Annotated in this window: 25 protein-coding genes and 3 tRNA genes; 6 read left to right on the forward strand and 22 right to left on the reverse strand. The window is 67.2% G+C overall.

Going from position 1 to position 25949, the window contains the following annotated elements; translation table 11 throughout:
* Window positions 1–92: 92 nt before the first annotated feature.
* On the forward strand, window positions 93–503 hold the full coding sequence (locus BM394_RS08830) for a hypothetical protein (RefSeq protein ID WP_092976565.1): 411 nt from the start codon (window positions 93–95) through the stop codon (window positions 501–503).
* 86 nt (window positions 504–589) lie between these two features.
* Here BM394_RS08830 and BM394_RS08835 read toward each other — a convergent pair whose 3' ends face one another.
* The 5 genes from BM394_RS08835 to rplJ form a co-directional block, all read right to left on the reverse strand.
* Window positions 590–955, reverse strand: a complete 366-nt coding sequence (locus BM394_RS08835; RefSeq protein WP_092925896.1) for a hypothetical protein — start codon at window positions 953–955, stop codon at window positions 590–592.
* 130 nt (window positions 956–1085) lie between these two features.
* Window positions 1086–1823 (reverse strand): Mut7-C ubiquitin/RNAse domain-containing protein, encoded by a 738-nt coding sequence (locus BM394_RS08840; RefSeq protein ID WP_245780063.1) that lies wholly within the window; start codon window positions 1821–1823, stop codon window positions 1086–1088.
* Between the two features lie 160 nt (window positions 1824–1983).
* On the reverse strand, window positions 1984–2481 hold the full coding sequence (locus BM394_RS08845; protein ID WP_092976572.1) for an STAS domain-containing protein: 498 nt from the start codon (window positions 2479–2481) through the stop codon (window positions 1984–1986).
* 580 nt (window positions 2482–3061) lie between these two features.
* Window positions 3062–3448: a 50S ribosomal protein L7/L12 gene (rplL, locus tag BM394_RS08850; protein ID WP_092626290.1), complete on the reverse strand. Its 387-nt coding sequence runs from the start codon at window positions 3446–3448 to the stop codon at window positions 3062–3064.
* A gap of 95 nt (window positions 3449–3543) precedes the next feature.
* A complete protein-coding gene (rplJ, locus tag BM394_RS08855) occupies window positions 3544–4059 on the reverse strand; it encodes a 50S ribosomal protein L10 (RefSeq protein ID WP_092925902.1) in 516 nt (171 codons plus the stop codon).
* A gap of 331 nt (window positions 4060–4390) precedes the next feature.
* On the opposite strand from rplJ, the gene BM394_RS08860 reads away from it, so the two are divergent.
* Window positions 4391–5320: a hypothetical protein gene (locus BM394_RS08860; RefSeq protein ID WP_425427650.1), complete on the forward strand. Its 930-nt coding sequence runs from the start codon at window positions 4391–4393 to the stop codon at window positions 5318–5320.
* A 192-nt stretch (window positions 5321–5512) separates the two neighbouring features.
* A complete protein-coding gene (locus BM394_RS08865; protein WP_092976575.1) occupies window positions 5513–7747 on the forward strand; it encodes a hypothetical protein in 2235 nt (744 codons plus the stop codon).
* A 240-nt stretch (window positions 7748–7987) separates the two neighbouring features.
* Here the strand turns inward: BM394_RS08865 and rplA are convergent, their stop codons facing one another.
* The 5 genes from rplA to BM394_RS08890 form a co-directional block, all read right to left on the reverse strand.
* Window positions 7988–8704 (reverse strand): 50S ribosomal protein L1, encoded by a 717-nt coding sequence (rplA, locus tag BM394_RS08870; RefSeq protein ID WP_092976578.1) that lies wholly within the window; start codon window positions 8702–8704, stop codon window positions 7988–7990.
* A gap of 115 nt (window positions 8705–8819) precedes the next feature.
* Window positions 8820–9254: a 50S ribosomal protein L11 gene (gene rplK, locus BM394_RS08875; protein WP_092925910.1), complete on the reverse strand. Its 435-nt coding sequence runs from the start codon at window positions 9252–9254 to the stop codon at window positions 8820–8822.
* A 159-nt stretch (window positions 9255–9413) separates the two neighbouring features.
* Window positions 9414–10262 (reverse strand): transcription termination/antitermination protein NusG, encoded by an 849-nt coding sequence (gene nusG, locus BM394_RS08880; RefSeq protein WP_092976581.1) that lies wholly within the window; start codon window positions 10260–10262, stop codon window positions 9414–9416.
* 97 nt (window positions 10263–10359) lie between these two features.
* A complete protein-coding gene (gene secE, locus BM394_RS08885) occupies window positions 10360–10746 on the reverse strand; it encodes a preprotein translocase subunit SecE (RefSeq protein WP_092976584.1) in 387 nt (128 codons plus the stop codon).
* Window positions 10747–10854: 108 nt separating this feature from the next.
* Window positions 10855–10927, reverse strand: a tRNA-Trp gene (locus BM394_RS08890).
* A gap of 210 nt (window positions 10928–11137) precedes the next feature.
* Between BM394_RS08890 and BM394_RS08895 the strand changes: the two genes are divergently transcribed.
* Complete coding sequence (locus tag BM394_RS08895) at window positions 11138–12373, forward strand: pyridoxal phosphate-dependent aminotransferase (RefSeq protein WP_092976587.1); 1236 nt, start codon at window positions 11138–11140, stop codon at window positions 12371–12373.
* Window positions 12374–12774: 401 nt separating this feature from the next.
* On the opposite strand, the gene BM394_RS08900 is transcribed toward BM394_RS08895, so the two are convergent.
* The 7 genes from BM394_RS08900 to BM394_RS08930 form a co-directional block, all read right to left on the reverse strand.
* The gene (locus tag BM394_RS08900) at window positions 12775–13194 is read right to left on the reverse strand and encodes a MaoC family dehydratase (RefSeq protein WP_092976590.1); all 420 of its coding nucleotides are present in this window, start codon (window positions 13192–13194) and stop codon (window positions 12775–12777) included.
* Complete coding sequence (locus tag BM394_RS08905; RefSeq protein ID WP_092926267.1) at window positions 13191–13655, reverse strand: MaoC family dehydratase N-terminal domain-containing protein; 465 nt, start codon at window positions 13653–13655, stop codon at window positions 13191–13193. Before BM394_RS08905 ends, BM394_RS08900 begins: the two co-directional genes overlap by 4 nt.
* Window positions 13656–13884: 229 nt before the next feature.
* Window positions 13885–14055 carry a 50S ribosomal protein L33 gene (gene rpmG / locus BM394_RS08910; RefSeq protein ID WP_084133824.1) on the reverse strand — a complete coding sequence of 57 codons (171 nt, stop codon included), beginning with the start codon at window positions 14053–14055 and terminating at the stop codon, window positions 13885–13887.
* 100 nt (window positions 14056–14155) lie between these two features.
* Window positions 14156–14227 (reverse strand) — tRNA-Met (locus BM394_RS08915).
* An 82-nt stretch (window positions 14228–14309) separates the two neighbouring features.
* Window positions 14310–14382 (reverse strand) — tRNA-Thr (locus BM394_RS08920).
* Between the two features lie 172 nt (window positions 14383–14554).
* On the reverse strand, window positions 14555–17212 hold the full coding sequence (locus tag BM394_RS08925; protein WP_092976593.1) for a putative bifunctional diguanylate cyclase/phosphodiesterase: 2658 nt from the start codon (window positions 17210–17212) through the stop codon (window positions 14555–14557).
* A 423-nt stretch (window positions 17213–17635) separates the two neighbouring features.
* Window positions 17636–18622 (reverse strand): alpha/beta fold hydrolase, encoded by a 987-nt coding sequence (locus tag BM394_RS08930; protein WP_245780064.1) that lies wholly within the window; start codon window positions 18620–18622, stop codon window positions 17636–17638.
* Between the two features lie 28 nt (window positions 18623–18650).
* Between BM394_RS08930 and BM394_RS08935 the strand changes: the two genes are divergently transcribed.
* Entirely contained in the window at window positions 18651–19073 is a 423-nt protein-coding gene (locus BM394_RS08935) for a TIGR03668 family PPOX class F420-dependent oxidoreductase (RefSeq protein WP_092976599.1), read from the forward strand.
* 570 nt (window positions 19074–19643) lie between these two features.
* Here the strand turns inward: BM394_RS08935 and BM394_RS08940 are convergent.
* Window positions 19644–19910 carry a hypothetical protein gene (locus BM394_RS08940; protein ID WP_092976602.1) on the reverse strand — a complete coding sequence of 89 codons (267 nt, stop codon included), beginning with the start codon at window positions 19908–19910 and terminating at the stop codon, window positions 19644–19646.
* Window positions 19911–20095: 185 nt separating this feature from the next.
* On the opposite strand from BM394_RS08940, the gene BM394_RS08945 reads away from it, so the two are divergent.
* Window positions 20096–20413, forward strand: coding sequence for a hypothetical protein (locus tag BM394_RS08945; protein WP_092976605.1), 318 nt, complete (start codon window positions 20096–20098; stop codon window positions 20411–20413).
* An 86-nt stretch (window positions 20414–20499) separates the two neighbouring features.
* Here the strand turns inward: BM394_RS08945 and BM394_RS08950 are convergent, their stop codons facing one another.
* From BM394_RS08950 to BM394_RS08965, 4 genes are read right to left on the reverse strand one after another with little or no spacing between them, the layout of a single operon-like run.
* Window positions 20500–21105: a GTP-binding protein gene (locus BM394_RS08950; RefSeq protein WP_092925931.1), complete on the reverse strand. Its 606-nt coding sequence runs from the start codon at window positions 21103–21105 to the stop codon at window positions 20500–20502.
* Window positions 21086–21703, reverse strand: a complete 618-nt coding sequence (locus BM394_RS08955; protein WP_092976608.1) for a DUF742 domain-containing protein — start codon at window positions 21701–21703, stop codon at window positions 21086–21088. Before BM394_RS08955 ends, BM394_RS08950 begins: the two co-directional genes overlap by 20 nt.
* Before the next feature lie 7 nt (window positions 21704–21710).
* Entirely contained in the window at window positions 21711–22151 is a 441-nt protein-coding gene (locus tag BM394_RS08960; RefSeq protein WP_092925935.1) for a roadblock/LC7 domain-containing protein, read from the reverse strand.
* A 59-nt stretch (window positions 22152–22210) separates the two neighbouring features.
* Window positions 22211–25780 (reverse strand): nitrate- and nitrite sensing domain-containing protein, encoded by a 3570-nt coding sequence (locus BM394_RS08965; RefSeq protein WP_092976611.1) that lies wholly within the window; start codon window positions 25778–25780, stop codon window positions 22211–22213.
* Between the last annotated feature and the right edge of the window lie 169 nt (window positions 25781–25949).

The following is a 25949-nucleotide window of genomic DNA, read 5'->3' on the forward strand; positions in this document are numbered from 1 at the left end:
CTCCGCCTTCGAGAAAACTTCTGGATTAGGTTTCTTTATCGCTGAGATTCTCTCGCATACGCGACGAACACCCCGGACCAGGGAATGGGACGATGCGCGAAGAGAACACCCTCGAGACACGATTTCGTGCGGCGCAGCTCGAAGCGGGGTACTGGAGAGCCGGAAGCACCGACGAGGAGCTGGGCAACTGGGAGGATCTGGTCGCACAGTGCGCGGAGGGCTACGACGACATCACGGACGAGTACGACTTCGACCTGCAGTCCAGGGAATCGCTCGAACTCGCGCTGAACGATCCGGTGCTCAACGAGCACGAGGAGATCGAAGCTCTCCGCGCGCGGGTGTACGAGATCGATGCCGGACTCCGCGCGATTTCGCACGACCAACAGGTGAGGGATCCGGCGAAACACCCGTGGTGGGAGTGCTACGTACCGAGATACGGCACCCGCGAGTTCGCTAAGGATGTCTACCGGCGGTACCGCATCAACATCAGCACTGTGGACTGACGAACCACGATCCGGGCGACAGCGCGCCCGGGAACAGCCCAGCGCGACTCATTCCCCGGAAAGGGGTCACGAACTCGGACCGCGCCTCACAGCTCGGGCAGCGGGTCCTGCGGGACCTGGTCGGGCGAGCCGAGTTCGGCGTCGGCGGCGTTGACCACCGGCACGTACTCGTCGTCCACCTCGTAGTGCACCCCGTTGAACGTGAACCAGGCCGCCGCGTTGGTGTCCACCGGCCCCAGCCGGACACCGCGCGGGCTCTTGGCGAGCACGCCCTTCGGCTTGCTCCGGTTGAAGATGCCGGTCGACAGCACCGTGATCGACTGCTGACTGACCACCACGACGACGCCGGGCGAGATGCTGCCCAGGATCTCGGCGGGAAAGACGTAGCGGATCCGCTCACCGGTCTCCAGAAACCGCTGAATACGCTCCCGGCACTTCGACGAGATCGGCATACCCGGCATATTAACCGGGTTCGTTACCCAGTGTCGACGATCGACATGCCCTACGTGGCCGATTCCGGCGGCCACCGTCGGCATTGACCGCCGCCCGCTGCCGCGTGTTTCCACGAGACGAGCGACGAACTCAGCCCTGCACGCTGCCCGGCCCTTCCACAAGGTGATCGTCTCGCGCCGCTCGGCGCAGCGCCGACTCGACGATGGCGCGCAGCCGAGGGCTGTGCGCGCCGGGCCAGTAGATCCCGCCGCAGGCCACACACCTGGCGAACTCGTCGTAGCACCTGCGGGTACCGGGTTCCAGCCTCGCCGCTATCTCGGCTTTCGGCACTTCCACCAACTGCCCGTTGCAGGAGACGCATCTGGTCCAGGGCCGCGGTGTCGGTTCGAACCGGGCGAGGACCTCGGTCTGCTGCCGGGCCGGATCGGAAGCGTAGACGTAGGCCCCCTCCGGCAGCGCACGGCGGCGCAGCAAACCGCGGTCCCTGGTCAACAGCACCCTTCGCTGCCGCGCGGCCCGCTCCAGCAGCTCCTCGTCGGTGGCGTCGTTGCGATAGGCGGTGTCGATCCCCAGCAGCCGCATCCGGCGCGCCAGCTTGCCGAGGTGCACATCCAGCACGAAGCGATTTCTGATTCGCTCCGGGTAGCGCACGGGTGCGACGTCCACGACACCGCCGTCGGACGGCCGATCCCCGGTCTCGGCGGGCACCCCGTCCAACAGCAGCTCACCGACCTCGGTCAGCGGCACCCCCGTGGACTGGACCAGATGCCCCAGTACGGCGGTGCCGTCGTGCGGAACCCGAACCGGACCCCCTCGGTGGCGGGCTCCGACGAAGCCCAGCAGTTCCCGCGCGGGTCGGACGAGCACCGCGTGGCCACCCGTTCGACCGCGCGAGGGATCCGCTGTCGAAGTCCCGGTCATGGCTTCCCACTTCGATCCAGAACACGAGTAGGGGGCGGGCTCACGCCGCCACGGAACCCGCCCCCGCCACCGCACCGCCGTTCGCGCGGTGGGTCCGACGCCGCGCTCAACGACTCATCGCGGCCTCGTGGTCGCCCGTTCTCGGTTGCGGGGGACGCGGCGCACGCCACTGGGCGGCGGCCGGCTCACGCTCCGCACCGGACTCGAACACCGGCCTGCTGCCGTAGGTGAAGCGGCCCGCCAGGCCGAGCACCTCCAACGGCCGGTCCACCGCCCGGACACCGGTGACCAGGGACAGGCGTTTTCCGGTGATATGCGCTCGCAGATCCAGCTGCGCCAGCACCTTGATCGCCTCGACCCCGAGGAAGGTCACACCGGTCAGATCCAGCACCACCACCGGTGCCGAGGACTCCAACCGATGCTGGACGAGTTCCGCGAAGCGGGGAACCGTCACCATGTCCAGCTCGCCGGACACGTTGACGACCATCACACCGCGCCGCGGTCGCTCCGTACTCATCCGGAAGGCGACGTTCTCGTTGCTCTCCTCGACAGCACGCACGTATTCCGCGACGGAGTCGGTACCCCGAACCGATGATTCAGTCATATGATCCACCTTTTGGTTTCCCAAGGTGGCGCAGAGCCGACGTCTCGCTCTTGATCCGAAAATTGCGCCACGACGCATCGCATTCGGCGAATACGACCGTCAGAGTCCCTTTCGCATGACCCGACGTCACCGCCGACTGTAGCCAGCCCCGACAGGGGACGCCAAGAGAAACAGCTCACAGCACAAAACGAGAAAACCGACGTGCACACATAGCGTCATGCCTGTTCAGGAGGTTGATCATCGTTCGGACCGGCCCCGGGAATCCCGCCCCACGAACCGAACACCGAGCGTGTTCGGGCAGTACTCGGCTCTCAGGAATTCTTCAGCCGGGACTCAGTGAAATCCTCGGATTCTTATTACTTTCCGTTCAAAGCGAAACCACTCGGAAGGGGACTAAAGACCCTGGTGAGAACACACTGTGCATGCTCGCGCCGGGAAACTCCCGAGAAGTATTCGTGCTCGATCCGAGTGCTCGTCTCACGGACCCCCGGACCACAAGCAGGGTCGGTCGGACGAACGGGGTCAGGACGAGAACGGGGCGGCCGCCCGAAGGCGACCGCCCCGTGAGGTACCGGCTGGATCACTTGAGGGTGATCTTGGCGCCGACCTCCTCGAGCTTGCCCTTGACCTCGTTGGCACGCTCCTTGTCGACCTTCTCGACGACCGGCTTCGGAGCGTTCTCGACCATCTCCTTGGCCTCCTTGAGGCCAAGGCCGGAGACGATCTCGCGGACCGCCTTGATGACCTTGATCTTCTCGTCACCGGCGTCGTCGAGCATGACGTCGAACTCGTCCTGCTCTTCCTCCTCCTCGGCCGGGGCGGCACCCGCGGCCGGGGCGGCGACGGCGGCCGGGGCGGCGGCCGTGACGTCGAAGGTGTCCTCGAACTGCTTGACGAACTCGGAGAGCTCCAGCAGGGTCATTTCCTTGAAGACGTCCAGCAGCTCTTCGTTGCTCATCTTGGCCATGATGATGTTCCTTTCGGATCAGCAGCGCCTGCGCGCGGCGCACGGGTGGTGTTCGCGGGAGAACCGGGCCGACCGCCGAGAACGGCGGTGACGGCTCACTCCTCCTTCTTGCCCTTCAGAGCCTCTGTCATGCGCGCGACCTGCGAAGCGGGCGCGGCGAACAGGGCCGCCGTCTCGTTGAGCTTCGCCTTCATCGCACCGGCCAGCTTGCCCAGCGTGACCTCGCGCGAATCCAGATCGGCGATGCGCTCGACCTCACCGGCCGAGATCGGGCGGCCGTCCATGTAGCCGCCCTTGATCTCCAGGGCCTTGTGGTCCTTGGCGAAGTCGCGCAGCGTCTTCGCCGCGTCCACCGGCTCACCCCTGATGAAGGTGAGCGCGGTCGGACCCTGGATGAGATCGTCGATGCCCTCGACGCCCGCCTCTTGGGTGGCGCGCCGGACCAGCGTGTTCTTCGCGACGCGGTAGGTCGCGTCCTCACCGAGGTTGCGGCGCAGCTGCTTGAGCTGGGCCGTGGTCAGTCCGCGGTACTCGGTCACGACGGTCGCGGTCGCGTTGCTGAAGTTCTCCGAGAGCTCATTGACCGCGTCAACCTTTTCGGGCCTCGCCATGTCGCCTCCTCTCTAGTGCCTCGCGACTGTGTGCCGGTCGCCAAGTGCCCTGAGACGACAAAAACGCCCCGGCGCATTCGGCACGGGGCGTGGAAGAACATCCACCGCGCGACAGTGATCTCGCGCTGCTGGGCCTCGTCCTCCTGCGCGGGTCGCCCGTCTCTACGGGACCTTCGTTCTCCACCGGGGGAACCGGGCGGTGCCGGGAACCTCACCGAGGGAAAAGACCAGCGGTCTCTGGTGGAACCTGTTCCAGCGTACGCCACGGATCCCTCGGTCCGGCAGCCACCCCCGACCCGCCGCCCGGGGAAGACTTGCGCCACCCGGCATCATGATTACCGTGGTCGATCACCGTGAGCCCTCCGAGCGCCCCCCGCGACACCCGCCGGAACGAACCGACGGGGCGAACGACGCGGAGCCGATCGACGCCGAGGTGGTCGACGAGCACCCGTCCGAGCGCGCTCCGGCGCGACCGAGCGAGACCTTCGGGACGACCGAGACTTTCGGGGCCAGCGGGACCCTCGGAGCCGGCGGGATCGGCGACGCGGCCGGAACGGGCGGGGAGTCGGGCAACGCCGGAACCACCCGGTCCGGCGAGGAGGACGCCCACCGCGAGTACCAGCAGTTCCTGGAGTTCCAACGGTTCCGGGAGATGCGGCGGCAGTACGGCGACACACCGCCGGTGCCGGACCCCACGGCCACCGGCGGCGGCAAGCGCCCCTGGTACCGCCGTGCGCTGCGGCTGCTGCGGTTCAAGTTCGTGCGACGACTGCTGTACCTGCTGGTGCTGCTGCTGGTGCTGATGTACCTGTACAACAGCATGTTCGGCGGTGGTGGACAGGCGTCGAACGGCTCCTCGCCGGGGGGCGAGGAGAGCAGGTCGGCGATGCTGCAACGCTCCCCGACCGCCGCGGTCCGAACGGTCTACGACGAACTCGCCAACCGACCGGACACCGTCTGCCTGCTGTTCGACGGTGACGCGAGACGCGCGTTCGCGGACGTACACGACGCCGCGAACTGCCGAGCCGCGGCGCGGCGGCTCAACGAACGGGTGACCGAGCGGCTCGACTACAAGAACCCGGAAATCGACCGGAACGCGGTGCGGGAGTTCGAGTCGGAAACGGGCGGGAGCTGGGCCCGGCTCTCCTCCTGCGACCTGGGCGTGAGCGGCGGGCCCCGGCTCGGCGTGTTCCGGTTGCGGCAGGAGTCCTCCGGCGGCTGGCGGATCGACGGTTACCAGGCCGCGAACTGCGGGGCGTGAGGCCGCGCGGAAGGCGTCGCGGAAAGGGCGAGGTCGACCTGTTCGTGGGCAACGCCGGGATCTCTTTAGGATAACGACACGTCGCGACTTGCCGGGCGACGCGAAGTGTTCCTTCCATGAGCAGCCCAGTATTCCCTCAGCAGCCCAGTATCCCCCAATCAGCGGCGCAGCCGCCGCAGGAGTCCCCGCCCGATGAACCGAACCGAGCAAGGCGACGATCCCGACCCCGCGACCCCCGATTCCGGAGGATCCACGGAACGGGGCGGGAACGTTCCCGACCACGAAGGGCCCAGGCGAGCCGGCCGTTTACGCGGGTGGTTCGCGCGACGTGATCCCGCCTGGATGATCGGGGCGCTGTCGCTGCTGCTGTCGGCGTTGTTCGTGCTCGTCAACCTGTCCTACAACGAGTGGCACTTCATCCCGCCGCTGGACGACTCCTACATCCACCTGCAGTACGCGGAGCAGTTCGCCGAGGGCCACTTCCTGCGGTACAACACCGGGGACCCGGTCAGCACGGGGGCGAGCAGCCTGCTGTACATGCTGGTTCTCGGCGGGCTGTACACGCTCGGATTCCAGGGCGCGGCGCTGCTCCCGGCCGCGATGGGGCTCGGCGCGCTGTGCATGGCGCTGACGGCGGTGTGCGTGTACCGGATCGGCCACGCGCTGGTCGACCGACGGGTGGGCATCTGGGCTGGTCTGCTCGTGGCGACGAACGGGGTGCTGCTGTGGGGCTCGGTCAGCGGGATGGAGATCGGGCTCGTGGCGCTGCTGGTCTCGGGAACGGTGCTCTCCTACACCGTCGAGGCCCCGCGAGGCCGGTTCGTGCGGACACCGATCATCGCCTCGCTCGCGGCGCTGAGCCGCCCGGAGGCGTTCCTGTTCGTGCTGGTGCTCGGCGTGGCGATGGCCTGGACGACGCTGCGCGGGGCGCGTGCTTCCGGCTCCTCGCGCGCCGGGTCGCTCGCCCGCCTCGCCCCGCTGCTGTTACCGCTGGTGGCCTACCTCGGCCAGGTGCTGCTCTACGTGATCACCACCGGGCACACCTCGGCGAACGGGATGCGGGCGAAATCGCTGCTGTACGAGCCGATCTTCTACCCGATGGGTTTCCTCGACGAGGCGCTGAAGCAGTTCCACCTGCTGCTGCGCACGTTCAACGGGCTCAACAGCTTCGACTTCGTGTTCCCCGGAACGCTGCTGCTGGCCGTGGCGGGCACGATCGCGCTGCTGGTGCGGAAAACGCGGTGGACCCCGCTGGTGTGGGCGCTGGCGATCGGATACCTGCTCGTGCTGCTGGCGATATCGACGCTGCACGCCGCCACCATTCACCACCTGCGTTACCACCAGCCCTTCCTGCCGATACTGCTGTTGCTGGCCGTGATCGGGATCCACGGGGCGAGCCGACTGCTGCGCGACCGGCGCAACCGGCGGTTCGTGCTGCACGCGGGCCTGGTCACCGCGCTGCTGTTCACCGTGGCGGAAATGCCGTCCTGGGCGATCCGGTTGGGACAGCAGTCGGCGGGCATCCGCGGCCAGCAGGTCTCGTTCACCGCGTTCCTGGAGCGGGAGCTGCCCCCGAACGCCGTGCTCGCGGTCAACGACGTGGGAGCACCCGCCTACCTCGGCAGTCACCGGATCGTCGACCTCGTCGGACTGACCACCAACCGGTTCACCAGCGCCAACAACCACGGCGCGGGAAGCATCTACGAGGTGCTGCGCGACATGCCCGCCGAGCGGCGCCCCGACTACTTCGCGGTGTTCACGGAGTGGAAGGTGCACGACCTCGACCACGGTGGCGTGTTCGCGGCGGAACCGCTGGCCACGTTCCACTCCAAGTCACCGACCTTCTCGTACCGAACGGTCGGGTCGGCGGGGGCGTGCCAGGCGTCGAAGCTCTGTGACGAGGTGGTGATCCACGAGGCCGACTGGAGTTCGCTGGGCTCCGGGGACCGGCCGGTGGAGAGCGAAGCGCCGGGGCGGATCCGCGACCACGTCAACGTGGCCGATCTGCGGAGCGAACAGCGGCACGACTACGACGTGCTGCCCGCGCACCGGGAGTTCCAGCCCTACACCGACCTGCGCACGGTGAACTCGCCGGACGGCGAGGTCGTCGACAGCGGCAGGCACGTGATCGGTGGTGAGGCCCTCACCGCCCGGAACCTGACCCCCGGTGAACCGGTCACGGTCACCGCACGCTACGCCCGCAACGAAGAATCACCCGATCCGACGAAAATGTCGGTCTTCGCCAACGGCCGGAAGTTGCGGGACCGAACCCTGCTACCGGGTGGGAACGGTTGGCACGAGGCCACGTTCACTGTTCCCGGTGAGCTGGTCACCGACTCGACGCTGCGAGTCGAGTTCCGTCCCCGCGCCGGTTATCTGGGCCCCTACCCGGACTACATGTCCTACGGCTACTGGTTCAGCCAGTGACGCACCGAGCCCGGTGGATTCGGCCGCTGGAACCGGGGCCGCTCGGATGGGGCCGTTCGATGCGGATCCGGTCCGGGGCCGCTCCGGGGCCGGCCTGAACGGCCCCCGAGCAGAACCGGCTCGCCCGGGAAACGAATCGGGCCGCCGCGAGAACGAACCGGGCCACCCCTCGGAGGGGTGGCCCGGTCGCGGATCACACGCTGAAGTCCCCGCGGCCCGAACGGCCGCGGGAACGGGCGGTCATGCCGCCGCTGTCTCGAGCATGTTGCGGGTCCGGTTCGCGTCCACCGCGATACCCGGGCCCATCGTGGTGGTGAAGCTGACCTTCTTGAGGTAGCGGCCCTTGGAGGTGGCGGGCTTGGAACGCAGCACCTCGTCCAGCGCGGTGGCGTAGTTCTCCAGCAGTGCCTCCGTGGAGAACGAGGCCTTGCCGATGACGAAGTGCAGGTTGGCCTGCTTGTCCACCCGGAAGCTGATCTTGCCGCCCTTGATGTCCTGCACGGCCTTGGCGATGTTCGGCGTCACCGTGCCGGTCTTCGGGTTGGGCATCAGGCCACGCGGGCCCAGCACGCGGGCGATCTTGCCGACCTTGGCCATCTGGTCCGGGGTGGCCACGGCCGCGTCGAAATCGAGCCAGCCGCCCTGGATACGCTCGATCAAGTCGTCGGAGCCGACAGCGTCGGCACCGGCGGACTCGGCCTCAGCGGCCTTGTCGCCGGAGGTGAAGACGACGACGCGGGCCGTCTTGCCGGTACCGTGCGGCAGGTTCACGGTCCCGCGGACCATCTGGTCCGCCTTGCGCGGATCGACGCCAAGCCGCAGGGCCACCTCGACGGTGGGGTCCATCTTGGTCTTGGAAGTCTTCTTCGCCAGCTCGACAGCTTCCTTGGGGGAGTAGATCCGGTTGCGGTCAACCAGTTCGGCTGCCTGCTGGTATGCCTTGCTGCGCTTTGCCATGTCTGTTCCTGTTCAACGGATCAGTTGTGGTCGGGGCCGCGCTGCGAGCCCTCCCACACTTTCGGTGGATCAAGGGGTACGACCCCGGCGCGGGGCCGGGCCGCACGGAGCGCCGTCAGTCCTGGATACGAAGACCCATGGAGCGGGCGGTACCGGCGATGATCTTCTCGGCCTCGTCCATCGAGTTGGAGTTGAGGTCGACCCACTTGGTCTGGGCGATCTCGCGAACCTGATCGCGGGAGACCGAACCCACCTTGGTCTTGTGCGGCTCGCCACTGCCCTTCTGCACGTTGGCTGCCTTCATCAGCAGCTTCGCGGCGGGCGGGGTCTTGAGCTTGAAGTCGAACGACCGGTCCTCGTACACGGAGATCTCGACCGGCACCACGTCACCGCGCTGGTTCTCGGTCGCGGCGTTGTAGGCCTTGCAGAACTCCATGATGTTGACGCCGTGCTGACCCAGCGCCGGACCGACCGGCGGCGCGGGGTTGGCCTGACCGGCCGAGATCTGCAGCTTGACGATCGCTGCGAGTCGCTTCTTCTTGGGCGGCATTTCGTTCTTCCTGTCCTCGTTACTGTGGTCCGTGCCGGGCGCGCGACGCACACCGACACGCGCACGGGCGGTCGGCAACACCGAACCGCCCGCCGAAGAGCCGCGGCGCGCCCCTGCCGGCGACCGCGGCAACCACACTCCCGAAAAACCGGGAGTGGGTCAGATCTTGGATACCTGGTCGAAGGACAACTCGACCGGCGTCTCGCGGCCGAAGATCGACACCAGTACCTTCAGCTTCTGGGCCTCGCCGTTGACCTCGCTGATGGTGGCGGGCAGCGTCGCGAACGGCCCGTCCATCACCGTCACCGACTCGCCTTCCTCGAAGTCCACCTCGACCGCGGCGCTCTTGCCCTGCTCCGGCTTGGCGGCGGCCTTCTTGGCGGCGGTCTCCTTGGCCTCGCGCTCGGCCTGCGGAGCGAGGAACTTGAGGACTTCCTCGGTGCTCAACGGCGAAGGCTGCGAGGTCGCCCCGACGAAGCCGGTGACGCCCGGAGTGTTGCGCACTGCCGACCAGGAGGCGTCGTTGAGCTCCATCCGGACGAGAACGTAGCTGGGAAGTACCTTGCGCTGCACGAACTTGCGCTGGTTGTTCTTGATCTCGGTGACCTCTTCGGTGGGCACCTCGACCTGGAAGATGTAGTCCTCGACATCCAGCGTCTGCGCACGGTGTTCGAGATTGTTCTTGACCTTGTTCTCGTAACCGGCGTAGGAGTGCACCACGTACCAGTCGCCCGGCGCGCGCTTGAGCATGGCGCGCAGCTCCTCGACCGGATCCGCTTCGGCTTCCTCGTCATCACTGGCCTCGGAAGCCGATGCACTGTCCCCGGATTCGGCACTGTCCTCGGAGTCGGCGGTGTCCGCGGAGCCGCTCGCCTCGGCATCTCCGCCGGAGTCCACCTCGGGACGCTCCTCGGCCGGGTCCGACGACCCCGTGGCGGAGTCCTCCGCGGTCACGGCGTCCTGCTCATCGGACAGGCCGGTCAACTCCTGGCCGTCATAGGAGGTCACAGTGGGTCTCGCTTCCTCTCGTGCGTTGCGTGCCCGGTGGATGGCATCCGCCACCGCACGAAGTCCGTGCGGGCGTCTAGCTGCCCACGGTCGGCATTCAGTTGCCGAACAACTGGAGCACACCCTGCGCGAAGAGCAGATCCAGACCGGCTATGAACGCGACCATGATGCTGACGAACACCAGCACCACCGCAGTATAAGTCAATAGCTGCTTGCGCGTCGGCCAGATGACCTTGCGGAGCTCCGCGACCACCTCTCGGAAGAAGCGGCCGATCCTGCGGAACAGCGAAACCCGTTCTCCGCGGCCGTCCCTGGCGGGAGTCGGCCTGCCCTTGGGAGCGGTCGCGTCCTTCGAATCACCACCCGCGCCCTTCCGGGCGCTGGAACGCCCGGAGGCCCGGCGGCTACGGCGTGCGGCGGCACTGGAAGGCTGGGACTCCTCGTCCCGGTTACCATCCTGGTCCTGCTCGCGGTCCTCGCTCACGCCTCCTCCTAGATGGCGCTCGTCGGACGCGTGAACTCGTCAGTGGTGGTCACCGAGACTCGCACGGCCGACACCGTCCACTTCCTCCGCTCACCGTCAACATCGACGCAGGGGTGACAGGACTTGAACCCGCAACCTGCGGTTTTGGAGACCGCTGCTCTGCCACTTGAGCTACACCCCTCCGCGATCGGTCGTCCCGACCACATCGGTACACCCTACGTCCCGACCGACACCGCACCGTGAGCGGGTCCGGCACGATCGATCCGTGCGGGCTTCCCGAGTACGAGAGTGTACGACATCACCGAAGTGGATTTCCAACCCCGTCCCAGAATCCGACATCCTCGGTGGGCACGGTTCGTACGACGCGGCACGCGTCTGCGACGATGCGGACATGGCCGCACCCGGAACACAGGCAAGCTCGACCACCGAATCCCGCGTCTCGGCCCGAGTCGGCGCGATCGCCGAATCGGCCACCCTCGCCGTGGACGCGAAGGCCAAAGCACTCAAGGCCGAGGGACGCCCGGTCATCGGATTCGGCGCCGGTGAACCGGACTTCCCCACCCCGGAGCCGATCGTGCGCGCGGCGACGGAGGCGTGCTCCGATCCGCGCAACCACCGCTACAGCCCGGCGTCGGGACTGCCCGAACTGCGTGAGGCGATCGTCACCAAGACCGCACGCGACTCGAACCACGTGATCCAGCCGAACCAGGTGCTGGTGACCAACGGCGGCAAGCAGGCCGTGTACCAGACGTTCGCCACCCTGCTCGATCCCGGCGACGAGGTGCTGCTCCCCGCGCCGTACTGGACCACCTACCCGGAGGCCATCAGGCTGGCGGGCGGGGTCCCCGTCGAGGTCCCCACGGACGAGTCCACCGGTTACCTCGCGACGCTGGAACAGCTCGAAGCCGCTCGCACCCCGCGCACCAGGATGCTGCTGTTCAACTCGCCCTCCAACCCGACCGGGGCGGTCTACCCGCCCGAGCGGGTCGCCGAGATCGGCCGGTGGGCGGTGGAGCACGATCTCTGGGTCGTCACCGACGAGATCTACGAACACCTGGTCTACGGCGACGCCAGGCACGTCTCCATGCCGGTGGAGGTACCGGAACTGGCCGACAGGTGCGTGGTGCTCAACGGGGTCGCCAAGACCTACGCGATGACCGGCTGGCGCGTCGGCTGGATGATCGGCCCGACCGACGTGATCAAGGCCGCGACCAACCTGCAGTCCCACCTGACGTCCAATGTGTCCAACGTCTCGCAGCGGGCCGCGCTGCGGGCCGTGAGCGGACCGCTGGACGCGGTGGCCGAGATGCGCGAGGCATTCGATCGACGCAGGCGCACCATCGTGGAGATGCTCGGTTCGATCCCCGGTGTGAGCTGCCCGGAGCCGAAGGGCGCGTTCTACGCCTACCCGTCCGTCAAGGAACTGCTCGGCAAGGAGATACGCGGGGTCCGGCCGCGGACCAGCACCGAACTCGCCGAGCTCGTCCTGGAGCAGGCCGAGGTGGCCGTGGTGCCGGGTGAGGCGTTCGGAACGCCCGGCTACTTCCGGATGTCCTACGCGCTCGGCGACGAGGATCTCGCCGAGGGTGTCCGCCGGATGGCCGCCCTCCTCTCCGAAGCCAAGTGAGGCATCAGAGCAGAGCCGCTCGGTCTACGTAGCCGGTTGCTCGGCGGAACCTCTGGCACGGCTCTCGCTCCGGGGAGGCCCGACATCGGGTAGCGACCTACACAACGTCGGGCCTTCCTCACGAGAGCCGCACCCGAGAACCCGCGGCGGCGCCGATCGCGTAAGTGGTGGGGGCTCGGCCTGCGGGAGTGGTGGGAATGTGGCTGATCGTCGGCTCTGTTGGCCCGGAGACCGCCATCGGGAAGCGACCATGAGCGACGCCGCGCGGGTGTCCCCGGTGCGTGAGTCGGATGCATTGCGAGGCCGGGCCGCTCGCCGCGTAGGTCGCTACTCAAGAGCCGGCCCAACACAGCAAGGCGCCGACTCACGTGCCGGCTAACCGACCACCACGCCAGAGCGGGTCACAGCCGCACCAGGGCGTAGGCGCCGCCGAGCACACCCTGGTCGGCGCACTTGGCGGTGATGTTGATCTTCGCGGTGCCGTCCTCGCCCACGTCGGCGACCTTGCCGGAGAGCTCAACCGTGGCCCCGTGCCCGTCGTCGGGAACTTCGACCGGACGAGTGAACCGGACCCCGTGTTCGATGATCCGCCCGGGATCGCCCGACCAGTCGGTGACCAACTTGGTGGCCAACGCCATGGTGAGCATGCCGTGCGCGATCACCTCCGGAAGACCTACCTCACGGGCGAACGAGTCGCTGTGGTGAATCGGGTTGAAGTCACCCGAGGCCCCCGCGTACCGCACCAGATCCGTCCTGGTGATCGAAACGCTGGACTCGGGCAGCCGGTCGCCCTTCGCGACCGGCGACAGCGTCGTCGTCACGCCTGATCTCCCTCCTCGGCCGTGCCACGAGCCACCAGCGTGGACGTGGCGGTACAAACCGGCTCCCCCTCGGCCGTGCCGATCTCGGCACGCACGGTGAGAAAGTCGTTGCCCGCACGTGCCTTGATGTCGTCCACGTGGGCCACGGCCACGAGCACGTCCCCGGCACGGATCGGCCGGTGGTGCCGGAACGCCTGGTGCCCGTGCACGACGCGGCTGTAGTCCAGCCCCAGCTGCTCGTCCTCGACCACGGCTTCCTGCGCCAGCACGGACAGCCGCATCGCGAACGTGGGCGGAGCGATCACGTCCGGGTAACCGGCGGCCTTGGCGGCCTCGGTGTCGCGGTACAGCGGCGAATCGTCCTTGATCGCCTCCGCGAATTCGCGAATCTTCTCCCGCCCGACCTCGTAGGGGTCGCTGGGCGGGTACTCACGTCCGATGAATCCTTCGTCGAGCGGCACAACCCGCAGGTTACCGCAGCACGAAAAGAAACCCGCCCCGGCGGGAGCCGGAGCGGGTTTCCCGAGTCCTCTCGACCCCTGGTCGAGACGCCCGATCACCGAAGCGGTCAGGAGGATTTCCGAGAAGGTCGTCGACCCGGGCACTACTCGACCGGCTCCGGTCGAGCGGTTCCGGGGACACCGTTCCGCGAGCGATCCCGGCCCGAACCCCGAAGGGCTCGGCGAGAACTCAGCGGGTCTCCTTGTGCTCACGGTGAGCATTGCAACGCGGGCAGTGCTTCTTCAGCGACATGCGATCCGGGTCGTTGCGACGATTCTTCTTGGTGATGTAGTTGCGCTCCTTGCACTCTTCACACGCAAGAGTGATTTTGGGGCGAATATCGGTGGGCGTCTTAGCCACGGGGAGACCTCTCTCTCGTGTCTGGAACCGGACGAGGATGCCGTCCGGTTCACTCCACGTGTATACCGCCCCGGGCCGGGCGGCATCTCAGCCGCAGGAGTAGCGGTGGCCGGATTCGAACCGGCGACACAACGATTATGAGCCGTTTGCTCTGCCCCTGAGCTACACCGCCTCGCGGACATCCGCTGGTACACAGTACCTTCACAAGACAGCCGCAGCACCCAGTTTAACCGAGTGCCGCGGCCATCCCACAGAGCCCCAATACGGACTCGAACCGTAGACCTTCGCCTTACCATGGCGACGCTCTGCCGACTGAGCTATTGGGGCGTGCCCTCGCGGAGCGATTACTACTCTACACAACATCCGCACCGCCGCCGCACCGGGGGTGGTTTTTGGTATATCCGCAGGTCAACAATGCTCTCGACGCCTAGGAGCGAACTCACCGCACGACCGGGAGCCACCGACCGAACGTTCGGACAGCTCATTCGGAGGAATCCGATCAGTTGACCCGAAGCACCGTCTCGCCCAACTCCGGAGCCCCCTTCGGGTATTCCCGCGTGGTCCGTGCCCACAGCCACGACTCGAACCGCTCCTCGGAGAGCGGACGGGATATGAGGTATCCCTGCGCGGTGTCGCACCCCATCCGCACGAGCTGGTCCCTGGCGGCGTCGTCCTCGACCCCTTCCGCGACCACGCTCAGCTCCAGCGAGTGCCCCAGCTCGACGATGGAACGCACCACCGCCATATCGCTGAGATCGGTCCCCATGCCGAGCACGAAACTCTTGTCGATCTTGACCTCGTCGACCGGGAGTTGTCGGAGATACGCCAGCGAGGAATAGCCGGTTCCGAAGTCGTCGACCGCCAGTACCACGCCCAGCGCCCGCAGTCTGCGCAGCACCGGCAACGAGCGGTCCGGATCGGCCATCACGCTGGACTCGGTCAGCTCGAAGGTCAACAACCCGGGCGGCACATCGTGCCGGTCGAACGCCTCCCGCACCCGCTCGGGAAACGTCTCGTCGGCGAGGTTGCGCACCGAGAGGTTGACCGCCACCGAAAGCCGCAACCCCCGGTCCAGCCAGTCCCGGATGCGGATCAGCGCGCGTTCCAGCACGAACTCGGTGAGCGCGTCCACCAGCCCGGTGGCCTCCACGACCGGCACGAACTCGTCCGGTGAGAGACGCCCGTACTCCGGGTGCGACCAACGCACCAACGCCTCGGCGCCGACGATGCGCTTACCGGGCAGCGCGACCTTGGGCTGGTAGTGCACCTCGATCTGACCGCTCTCCAGCGCCTGCCGGAACTGGGTCACCAGCTGGAAGCGTCGCAGGAAGATCTGTCCCATGCTCGGGACGTAGCCCCGCACACCGTCCTCGCCGGTGCGCGCGGCGCGCACCGCCACGTCGGCACGTTGCAGCAGCACGTCCACATCGCCCTCGGTGTCCTCCTCCGCGGGCACGGAGGAGACGTAGCCGGCCACGGCCGTGGCCTCCACCACCAGTTTGTCGAGCGGGTAGGGCTCGGCTATCAGCTCGCGCAGCGCACCCGCGATCTCCGCGGCCTGTACCTCGGTGTGCCCCCGCAGCAGTACCGCGAAGGAGTTCGCCTCCAGCCGTGCGACCGGCACGTGCGCCCCGAGATACTCGCGCATCCGCCTGCCCGCCGCGACGATCATCCGGTCGCCCCAGGCATAGCCGAGTGCCTCACTGACCGTGGTGAGCAGTTCGAGGTCGACGCGCAGCACCACGGCGGTGCTCTCCTGCAGCGCTTCCGCGGACATCTCGCGGAAACCGGTGCGGTTGAGCAGCCCGGTGAGCGGATCGTGATAGGCGTCGTGGCGCAACCGGGCCAACAACCTGCGGTTGTCCATCGCGGTGGCCAGATGGCTCGCCAGGGTGTGCAGCAGCCTGATGTCGGCGCGCCCGAATCCGCGCCACCGACTCACCCTGTCGTGCACCTCGATGGCGCCCAGCAGCTGGTTCGTACCGCGCAGCGGCACGACCAGAGCCTCGTGCGCCGCCCTGCGGTTCAGCGCCCCGCGGATGTCCTCCGGGGCGTCGACGCTGCGGAAGGAACGAACGTGCGTCCCCGGCAGTTGCAGCATCGAGCACTCGCGCAGCAGCGTTGCCCCGTCGGTGTTCATCTCCTCCGGCTGCGGACTGCCCGCCACCAGGGTGCTGACCTCTCCCCTGGGGTCCAACGAGAGGCGCAGCACCACACGGGTGGCATTGAGCTGTTCCCTGATCCGTTCGGCCACCGGTTCCCACTCGTCGACCGAGACCTGCTCACCGATGGCGCTCACGGCTGGTGCGTCCGAATCGGACAGTACTCGTGCCGCGTGCTGCCCGGAACGTGCGACCCGCAGACTCACGTCGCTGAGCGCCTCCAGGTCGCGCTGTTCGCGCAGCAACCCGGAGTAGGCGCGGTAGAGCGCCAGCACGCCGGCCATGAGCACCGTCACCAGCGCCCAGCCCCAACGGGTGTTGACCGCGAGTTCGTAACCGACGAGTCCGATGGAGGTGTTCAGCAGCCCGACGACGAGGGTACGGCCGCCGAGCAACAGCCCCGCGGACACGCGCATTCCGTTGCCCAGCGCGTACAGCGCGGCCACGGCGCAACCACAACTGATCAGCGAGGAGCTGGCGGCGCCGATCCCGGCACAGAGCCAGAGCGGCACCACCTCACCGAGCGCACCGCGACACGTGCCCGCGATCAGGAACGGGACGGCGATCTCCCAGCACAGCACCCCGGCGTTGTACGCGACATGACTGGCCGCGCGTTTGCGTACCTGCATCGCCAGTCCCGCGACGAGGTTGGCCGCCAGCACCACTTCGAACGGGGCGGTCAGCAGCCCGAGAATGAGCGGGATCTCGGTGAAGGAGATGGTCCAGCCGACCCGCTTGGCGTCCACGTCGATCGTGAGTTGCTCGGCCAGCAGGAACCCGACCGCGAGCAGCGGACCGATGAACAGCAGATCGGGGTCCCGGGGGAACGGCAGCCACAGTGCTACCAGCAGCGAGACGAGCATCCCGCTCAACAGCACGGAAAGTGAAAATCCCAGGAAGATGCGCCGCCTTCGCGGCGACACTTCGGAGCGAACCGGAGGGCGGGGAACATCGGCGGTCAACCCCGACTCCGAAGAGCGGTGATGCTCGATCATCCACGCTCCTCCCGCCAAGCGACCCGTTTCGTGGTCGCGTTACTCAGCGTCGATCGTGACGCACGACAACCCTGCTTGACCAGTCTTCGATTGGTGCCATCGTGGATGGACCATCGAGCAGATTACTAAACCCCACCACTAAATGTGGCCGCTTCTTCCTCCGAAGTACACGGAAAGATCAGCGAGGGACACACAGCGCACCGGGAAACAGAACCAGGAAGAGATCACGCACAGCAACCGAAAACCGCTGTGAACCTTGCCGCAGCAACCCATTCGAGCGGGCACGGTACGTGTCGATCGAACACTTTCGGTAATAATCGCTGTTTCGGGCACTCGACGTTGGTGTTACCCACTGGCCGGTCTTCGGCGAAGAACGGAGCGCACCGCCCCTTCTCCGCGCGGCCGGCTCCGGACTCGGGCCCGTCAGTGCGGTATCCGGAACTCCTCGAAGAAGTACCGCACCGCTCGGTCCAGTTCGGCCAGTGCGGGTTCCGCTCCGGGCAGGTGACCGGACTCGGGCAGGAGAACCGAGCGTTTCGGTGCGTTCAACCGCCCCAGGAAGCGTTCGGAATGCACACCCGGAGTCCAGCGGTCGGCCTCGGGAGAGGCGAGCAGCAACGGTGGCGCGGTGAAGTTCGCGGGCGAAACGGCGGGCGGCAGACGTAGGTAACTCCGGAACAGCCGCAACGGAATCGCGGCGGCACCGCCGAGTTCGTCGGCGGAGTAAGTGGCGGCGAGCCGCGCGTTGCCGGAAACCGCGGTGATGTCGAGCAGCCAGTGCAACGGAACCCGGTGCGGTGCGGGCAGCACCGGTATCCGTGCCAATGCCTCCGACAACAACCCCGCGCCGGGATTGGCGACCAGACCGTCACGCACTTCCGGACCGCGCGGATCGGCCAGGCTGGTGACGACCAACCCGACCACTCGGTCCGGCACCCTGGCGGCGACCTGATAGGCCAACCAGCCGCCCAGTCCCATCCCGAACAGCACCACCGGTCGAGGGTCCGCGACGCGCTCGGCCGCGATCAGGTCGATCACGCAGTCCACCCAGTGCCGATAAGTGAGGCGGGAACCGACCGCGGAACTCAAGCCGTGCCCCGGAAGATCCGGTGCCACGTACTCCAATTCGGCCAGCGAGGGCAACTTGGCGTAGGGCGCCAGCATCCTGCCGTAACCGCCGATACCGTGCAGCATCAGGAGTTTGGCCGCCGCGTCGTCCCGCCGGACGACGTCCAGGTGCAGCGGGACACCGCGCCAGGACCACCAGTGTTCGGTTGGCGAGTCCGTGGTGGTGCTGCGCAGCGCCCCGGGGAAGAATTCCTGGTAGCGCAGCCAGTACGTGTGCTCCAGATACCCGGGGACGGCTTCGACCGGACCGATGGGAGGCCTGGCTCGTGAACCCGAGAACACATTACGAACATACGGAGCGAATCGCCACATGCGCATCGACCGGGAGCAGGCAATCCGACTGTTCGACCGGGCGCGCGTCGCTCGGATGGGTACCGTGGGCCGTGACGAGCAGCCACATCTGGTTCCCGTGACATTCGCGCTGACCGATGAGGGGCGGATCGCCACGGCCGTGGACCACAAACCCAAGACCACCACCTCGCTGCGCAGACTGCGCAACATCGAACGGAACCCGTTGGTCTCGGTGCTGGCCGATCACTACTCGGAGAACTGGGACGAGCTCTGGTGGGTACGCGTGGACGGCACGGCTTCGATCCACTCGGCCGAAACCGTTCCGGAAGCCGTGCGAGCGCTGGGTGACAAGTACGAGCAGTACCGACGGCGGCCACCAGTCGCGAGCCTGATACTGATCGAGATACAACGGATCACCGGCTGGGCCGCCACGGCCGACTGACGGCGGATGCTCCGAGCCGCGGCGATTTCTCGCGAAATCGACACCCCCTCTAGGCGGTGCGGCCCCGGTTGCCGTCGATTTCTCGCGAAATCGCCGCGCCGCTGGGGTGGCACGGTGCCGCACTCCGACCACCCTGGCAGTCGGCACCGCCGCGGGTTCTCCCGTGCGGCTCTCGCGAGGACGCCGGAGACGTTGTGTAGTACCTACCCGATGTCGCCGGACCCGCGGCGAGAGCCGTGCGAGAGGTTCCGCCACAGCACCACCCACGATCACCGGGCCGAGGAATTCATCATTCGGGGTTACACAACGCGGGCGTCCCCGGTGCGTGAGTCGGATGCATCGCGAGGCCGGGCCGCTCGCCGCGTAGGTCGCTACTCAAGAGCCGGCCCAACACAGCAAGGCGCCGACTCACGTGCCGGCTACCCGAGCACCCCTACGGGGCCGAGCACTGCCGCGGATTCGAAGGCGTCCCGCGCTCAACCGGCCTGGGGGTCACCGGGAGCGCGGGACGCGTAATCGACACTACTGATCGGCCGCAGCTGCTGTCGAGTCACCGATGGGCCGGGTCACTCACTTTTCCGATTCCGAACCTGTGGCTTCGGACCTGCGACGCATCCGGACACGCCCGGAGTGAAGATCCAGCGGTCCCGCACCGCTCTCCCTGTCGTCCTCCTTGGCGACGGCCACCCATTCGGCCCGTTCCAGCCGGTACTTGCTGCCCGCCTCGAACAGCCCGTCCACGCCGGTGACGGTCTGTCCCGAGCCGTCGAAGCGACGCGCGTAGGAGTCGCGACGCGCCTGGCGCCGCCTGGCGCGACGCAACCGGTCTATGCTCACACCGCCACGCTAACGGCGCGTGCCGCGCTTGCGCGGAACGGTGAGAGACGGGCCACAGTATCCCGCCGTGCCACCGACGACTCCGCCATGCCACCGACGGCAGCGGCTGTGACGAGAAACACCGAACGACTCCGAGTGCGGAGCCACCCCGCGACCCGGTCGAAGAACTTCAATAGGGTTTCGGTGTGCAGCAGGATCCGTATCAACTCCGCGTGCGGACAGCGCGGTTGTCCCCGCTGGCCGAGGCGTTCGAGGTCGTGGATCGGTACGCCGAGATCAATCACCGGTACCGCAAGCTGATCCACGACTCACGAGAGATGCTGGCGGCCACGGATGTGCGACTCACTCAGGCGAGGGGGATGGGCAAGAAGCTCATGGTGCTGGTGCGGGCAGCCGGTTCGGACTTCAGGGAACGGCTTCCCCAGGAGCAGCGGCACCTGTTGGACGCGGGGCTGCGTCAGGCCGACGACCTGGTGTACGGCGACAGCACCGGGCAGGACTGAGCGAACCGTCGCGGGCCACCGAACGAGTCGGCGGCCCGCGAGACGGCGGCTGGTCCTCCGGGACCGGAAACGGCGCCGGGAGCTGCTCAAGCGCTGCGGCCCGAGGCCACCCACTTGCTCATGGCGTACTGGACCAGCGCGATCAGGGCCTCCTTGGTGGAGGACTGATCGCGCGCGTCGCAACTCAGCAACGGAACGTCCGAGCTGACTGCCAGTGCCTCACGCACTTCTTCGATGCTGTGCTGCAGCTTGCCGTCGAAACAGTTCACTCCGATGACGTAGGGAGTACCTCGGTCCTCGAAGAAATCGATCGCCGAGAAGCAGTCGGCCAGCCTGCGGGTGTCCACCAGCACGACGGCACCGATAGCACCGCGCACCAGGTCGTCCCACATGAACCAGAACCGTTGCTGTCCCGGCGTGCCGAACAGATAGAGAATCAGATCGGCATCCAGCGACAACCGGCCGAAGTCCATCGCCACGGTCGTGGAGTTCTTGCCCGGGGTGGCGGCCAGGTCGTCGATCCCTTGGCTGGCCTCCGTCATGACCGCTTCCGTGGTGAGCGGAACGATTTCGGAGACCGAACCGACGAAGGTCGTCTTACCCACGCCGAAACCACCGGCCACCACGATCTTGGCCGAGCTGGTGGAGGATTTTCCGGTCTGCTGGGGCGCCTTAAAGCCGGCGGAGTCCACTCAACACCCTTTCCATCAACATCATGTGCGGTTCACTGCCGCTGTCGGTCACGGTCTGGTGGATATCGACCAGACCCTGTTCGGCCATATCCGCCAGCAGGACCTTGGCCACACCGAACGGCACACCAAGCAGCGCCCCGATCTCGGCAACCGACCGGGGCTGACCGCACAGCTGTACCACTGACTGGTACTCCTGCCGCAAGGGTGTGCCCGGACGGTACTGCGCGCTGGTGGAAATAAGTGTCTCCAGCTCCAGTTCTACATTGGATTTGGTACGTCCCCCCGTCCACGCGTAGGAACGGATGCTGGCCGCTGGAGTGTCCTCCCCCTCTTCGGCCCGGTTCATCGGTTCGTTCTCCCAACCGACCGACTCCTCGGACCGGGCGCTGTCGGAACGCGTGCGCTCGGATCGCCGTGGACGCGGTGCGTCCTCCTGCTCCTCCGACCTCCGTTTGCTCCGGCCGCGCCCACTGCCGAAATTGAGCCCGTTGTAGACGTCGGCGAAAGTCGCCTCGTCGACGTCCTGCTCCTCATCCCGCCCGTACCACCGCCCGACCTCGTCGGAACGACGCTCGTTGTAGCCGGAATCCCTGCTCATGGTGGCCTCACACCAATTGCTCTGAAACGGAGTTGTCAGCACCCTGCAACTGCGAACGCAGCTCGGGCGTGAGAATTCGACCGACTCGCTCGACCAGCATCGCCATCTCGTAGGCGATCAGGCCCATGTCGCATTGCGGTGCCGCCAGTACGGTCAGGCAGGAACCGTCACTGATGGACATCTGCAGCATCATGCCGCGGTCCATCTCGACTATGGTCTCCTTGACCTGCCCCGCTTCGAAGCATCGAGCGGCGCCCTGGGTGAGGCTTAACAAGCCCGAAGCCACCGCGGCGAGCTGTTCGGCCCGGTCTCGCGGCAACTTGTCCGAAGACGTCAACAGCAGCCCGTCCGCCGAAACCACGATCGCGTGCGCTACTCCGCTGACGCGCTCCGTGAAATCGGTGACCAACCAATTGAACTGGTCGATCTTCGCCTGCTGAGATGACATGTCGCCTCCTTTTGCTTGGTTCGGCGGTGGCTGAGCGGGCGGAACTCGGCCCCACCTATCTATTCCCCAGCGCTGTGCCTGCCCCGACGCACACCCTGCTGGAAACTCGACAACCGGCCACGGGTCTCGTCCGGCGCCGGCGTGTTCTGGGCCCCGGAACTCTGACCGCTCGGTGGTGGGGCGCTTCCGGGGGCGAGATGCTGTTTGGGCACTCGCCTGGGTAAGCCCGCCGAGGTGTAGTCCGAGGGCTGTGGGTCCGCGGCCGCGTCCGCTTCCTGCTGTGCCTGGTCGGTTTCGAAGTTCCACGCGGAGGACTCGTTCACCGGAGACTCCGATCGAGTGATCCAACTCGACGAATCCCGCTGCTGTCGAGCTCGTCCGTCGAGCTGATGGTTGGCTTCGGCTCCGGGGGCATCGGCATGCTGTGCCGTCGAGGGCGACTGGTCGTGCCGCGGCCCCTGGTCGGGGAAACCGCCGCCGGGGATTCCGGAGGCGGCGCTGTCCGAGGACTTCTCGAACTCGGCTTCTTCCATCCAGCTGAGTCCTCTGCCACCGGCGGCTGAACCGGGGTTCCCACCGGCCCGCGGACCGTCGGGAGCGGCTCCGGACCGACCACCGGAAGCGTTCGACTGGCCGCGCGGCGTGCGACGCGGCAGACCGGAGGGGGTGAAACCGCCCGGGTCCGCACGGGACTCGGAGGTGGGTTCCTCCACCCGGGGATGTTGTGTGGTCTCCTCCGTGCTGCCCGGCGGAACCGGCGTCCCAGCGGGGACTCCCCCGTCACCGGGCCTGTCGCTGGAGGGCCTTTCGCCGGGGAGCCTTTCGCCGAGGGTCCCCCTCTCGTGCGGGACTCGCCGGTCGTTGTCGTCCTCGCCGGTGGGCCAGGACCACTCACCGGTGCCGGACTGCCCCGAGGAGGTCTGGTGATAGGCGTCCTCGGGTGACGGGTGGAACCACTGTGGTGCGGAGTCGGTGAACATCGCGGATGAACCGGTTCGGGGTGCTATCGCGTGAACAACGGTCGGCGCGCTGTCCGAGTAACGCTGTTCCGGCCCCTCTTCCGACGCGAAGTCGTCGAAGTGCAGCGATGCCCCGAACGACTCGTCCTCCTCGGCGTTTTCCACGTACTCCTGACCCTCCGGAGGTTCGAAGAGACCGCGGAACCTGTCCGACGGCTCCGGATCCCGCTGCTGGCTCGCGGAGCGGACCGGCTCGGCAGCGGCCGGGTGTTCCGGTTGGGAAACCGGCGTGGGGGGCGGTGTCGGAGCCTGCGGCCGCGGGTTCCCCTGTTCCGGAGGCCGGGAACGGTCACCGGTCTGGGACGGGGGCTGGGTGGGAGTCGCCGGGGAACCGCCACGCTGCTGGGTCGGCAGCGAGGGGGGCTCTCCCAGATCGAAACGGGGCAGACCACCTTCCAGGATCTGATGACGGTTGGCCCCGTTGGCATTGGCCCCGTTCGCACGGGGAGCGGAGGTCTGTTCGTCGCCACTGCGGTGCTGTTCATCGCCGCTGCGGGGCCGCTCGTCGCCCTGCTGTCCCGGCTGCTCGGTGGCGGTGCTGCCGGAGCTGTCCTGACCGGGGGCGGACAGCCGCTGTTCGATGGTGGAAGGGCTCGGCTCGGGCGTGGACCGCACTGCGGACTGCGCGGAACCGTCGGGAATGACCAGGTCGGGCGGAATCCGGACCGTGGCGCGAACTCCGTCGACGTCGTCCCCGCCGTGCAACCGCACCGTGATGCCGTGCCTGCCCGCCAGCCGTGCGATGACCAGCAGCCCCATTCGCCGGGAGGTTGACAGGTCGTACTCGTCGAAGGAGGCCAGTCGGTCGTTGGCCTCGGCGAGTTCCTGTTCCCCCATGCCGATCCCGTGGTCGAGCACGTCGATGGTCAACGAGGAGTCCTCGGACTGATGGCTGGAGACCGTGACCGAGGTCTCGGGGGAGGAGAAGTTCGCGGCGTTGTCGAGCAACTCGGCCATCAACCGCACCAGGTCGCTGCCCGCGTAGCCGACCAACCGGGCCGCCGGGGGCGACTGCACCACCACACGGGGATAGTGCTCGATCTCGGAGATCGCGGCACGGAGCACGTCGGACAGCTGCACCGGCTGGGTGAACCGGCGTGCCATGTCGCTACCGGACAGCACCATGAGGTTCTCGTTGTTGCGCCGCATCCTGGTGGCGAGATGGTCGAGCCGGAACAGCGTCGCCAGCTGGTCCGGGTCGTCCTCATCGTGCTCGAGTTGCTCGAACAGTCGCAGCTGACGCTCCAGCAGGCTCTGACTGCGCCGGGAGACGTTGACGAAGGAGTCACTGTAACCGCGCCGCAGGTTCGCCTGCTCCGAGGCGAGGTAAAGGGCCTGGCGGTTGACCTCGTCGAAGGCGCGGGCCACCTGACCGACCTCCTCGGTGGTCCGCACCGGCACCGCGTCGACCTCCACATCGGATTCGGAGGAGCCGTGCCGGATGCGGTCGACGGCACGGGGCAACTGCTCGTCAGCGGCGTGCAGCGCGCCGCGGCGCAGCTGATCCAGCGACCTGAGCAGATTGCGCCCCATCACGACGATGATGGCCGCTGCCACGATCAGCCCCGCGACCATGATCACGGTGGTCAGTCCGGCCCGGTCGCTGGCTTCGTCGTACAACGAGTAAGCGCGCTGGTTGAACTGCTTCGACAACTCGTAGCGCACCTGGGTGGTGCTGTTGATCAGCTTGTCGGAGAGCTGGTTCCACTGGTCCAGCGTCAGGGAGGAGCGCACTTCGTCGACCCGGATCGCCCGCATGAGCTGATCCTCGGTCTCCAGCCACCGCTGCATGACATCGCTGTTGACGACCTCCCTGGCCTGTCTCGGCTCGGAGTTGGCCACGGACTCGAAACTGGTTATCCGCGAGTCCAGCCGGGCCCTGGAGTCGTTGAGCGCGTCGGTCAGGTCGGGAGTGAAATCGCTCCGGGGCAGCGCGGCGTCCACCAGGGCACGTTGGATCCGGATCTCGTCCTCGGCCCTGGAGAGTTCGTGCAGCGCGCTGATCGTGCTGTAGAGCCTCGAGTCGTCGATGGTGTTGATGACCGCGCGCTCCATCGACAGCAGCGAGCTGACGATCTCGTTGTAGGTTCCGATCGCGTCGACGGGCCGCAGCGAACGGGTCATCACTCCCTCGCGCAGTTCGCGCAGTTTCCCGAGCTGCCCGCGGAGTTGGTCGAACTGCGCCGAGGTCACCGGGCTGAACTTCTGCACGTTGTGCAGCACCTGCGGCGCCTGCTCCACGAATTCGGTGACCTTCTCGTACTGCTTCTGGTACTCCTGGCGTGCGCCGGGGGCCTCACCGAGCAGCTCGGCGGCCCTGGTGCGCTCGGTCTGCAGTCCGGTCAGCAGCGGCTGGATGCTGTCCCGCGCCTCGGTGAGCCTGCTGATCTCCTTGTAACGATTCGCCTGGGAAACCTCGTCGTTGATCTGGAAGACACCGAGCGCGAGCACGAACACGACCGGAACGAGCACGACGGCCCCGAGCTTGACCGGGATCCGCCAGTTCCGCCAGTCGCGGAGTGAGGCTCGCCGCGCACCACCGGGCCTGTTCCGCGCGGCTCGGGTGTCTCGGACCTGTTCCCGGTTCGCCCGTCGTGCCGCCGCACTCACGAAAGCTCCCGAAAGTCAAGCTGTCGTTCGTCCTGCTCTGTCACGGTGCGGTCCCTTCCGAACGAACAAATCGTAGGAGAACGGCGCCTGTGCCACCCGGCCGAGTGAAGGCTTATCCCCGTGTTCCCCGAGTCGCTCCGAGCGCATCCCGGATCACTTCGGTACGCGA

Origin of the sequence: Actinopolyspora lacussalsi subsp. righensis (assembly GCF_900116555.1) — a bacterium.
GTDB classification, from domain to species: Bacteria; Actinomycetota; Actinomycetes; order Mycobacteriales; family Pseudonocardiaceae; genus Actinopolyspora; species Actinopolyspora lacussalsi.